Source organism: Helicobacter sp. MIT 14-3879, assembly GCF_003364125.1.
In genome coordinates this window covers 1-1607 of sequence record NZ_NXLP01000142.1, presented here as the reverse complement: position 1 = coordinate 1607, position 1607 = coordinate 1, and the positions used below count along the sequence as shown (strand labels likewise).

At 44.7% G+C, this 1607-nt stretch carries 1 protein-coding gene; it reads right to left on the bottom strand.

What is annotated here, in order from left to right; all coding sequences use genetic code 11:
- Positions 1-9 precede the first annotated feature (9 nt).
- On the bottom strand, positions 10-1590 hold the full coding sequence (locus tag CQA44_RS11985) for an anaerobic C4-dicarboxylate transporter (RefSeq protein WP_115547418.1): 1581 nt from the start codon (positions 1588-1590) through the stop codon (positions 10-12).
- Positions 1591-1607: the final 17 nt, after the last annotated feature.

The following is a 1607-nucleotide window of genomic DNA, read 5'->3' as shown; positions in this document are numbered from 1 at the left end:
ATCTAAAATTCACACATAGCCTGCGACTTTAGCAAGTAAGTATCCCGCAAGGCAGGAGCTAAATACGCCTAGCAAGCCCGGAATAATAAAGCTATGATTAATCACAAATTTTCCAATATGCGTTGTGCCTGTCCTATCGAATTGAATAGTTGCCAAGTCGCTGGGATAAGTAGGCAGGATATAATACCCATAGCAAGCTGCCGCAAAGGCTACGATGATTCCGGGCTCTACGCCGATACCTAAAGCAAGGGGGACAAAGGCGGCTAATGCGGCGGCTTGGGAATTAACGAATTTTGAAATGAGTAAAAGCATAATGGCATAAGTCCAAGGATAGTCCCTCACCACACCGCCTAATGCTGTTTTCATCATCGGCGTATGCACGGCAAACATCGTGTCTGCCATCCAGCTGATACCAAACACAGCCACCAAAGCAATCATACCTGATTTAAAAATCTCATTGCTACCGATTTTTCGCGTATCCACCTTGCCAAAGATAATGATGAGTGCGCCTGCAAGCAGCATAAATGCCTGTATCACATTCACCATAGAGATATAGTCAATATCGGGATTTTCTAGCTTGTCTTTTACAGGAATGACCTTAATCTCTCCAGATTCTATGGCGGCTTTAAATTTGCTCTTTTCCTCATCTGCCTTTTTCTTTTGGTCAAAGCCAAGTTTAGAGAGGTCAATTACGCCCTTATTCTCACCATTAGGCGTCCATTTAATCGTTGTTTGCTCCTTAATTACAGCTTGATAGGATAGCTTCTGCCCCCAATTTGGCTTTAACATATCAAAAGCTCCAATCAAAGCCACAAGGGCAATCGCACCTAAGAATATCCACATCGCCACCCAATCGCTTCTAGGGAGCTTCACATCAAGCAGGGTTTTAGAATCCCCATAGACATATTGCTTAAATTCGGGGTCTTGGATTTTTCTTTGGAACTCTTCGTCTTTGTCCAAATCCTTGCCCCTAAACCAGCTAAAGATTCCCACGCAAAGCACGCCAAAGAGTGTGCTAGGAATGGTGATTTGAAGTAGGCTGATATAGCCATCAAATCCAGCCAATTTATGCTCGGCATTGAGCAGGTAGGCAGTGAGGCTCACCACCGCCACAGACACAGGCGAGGCGATAATCCCCATTTGACTTGATACCGATGCGGCTGCCATAGGACGCTCGGGGCGGATTCCATTCTTAATTGCAATGTCATAAATGATAGGCATAATCGTATAAACCACGTGTCCCGTGCCACAAAGGATAGTTAGGAAGCAAGTTACAAAGGGTGCGAGTATCGTTAGAAATTTTGGATTGCGTCTTAGAATCCGCTCTGCGATTTGTAGCATCACATCTAACCCTCCGCTAGCTTGTAATGTCGCACTTGCCACTACAACTGCCAAAATGGTAAGCATCACATCAATCGAGGGCTTACCGGGCTTAATATGAAAGCAAAATACCAACATTAAGATTCCAATACCGCCCAAAAGCCCCAATGCTATCCCGCCCTTTCTTGCGCCATAGAAAAGGCATACAAGCACCACAAGCAACTGAATACCAAACTGCCACCCCTCTGGCAAAGATGTCAAGAAATTCATTAGGCTAACTCCTTATT

Coding starts and splice junctions, on each gene's coding strand:
- CQA44_RS11985 (WP_115547418.1), bottom strand. CDS start 1,590: ATGAATTTCTTGACATCTTTGCCAGAGGGGTGGCAGTTTGGTATTCAG.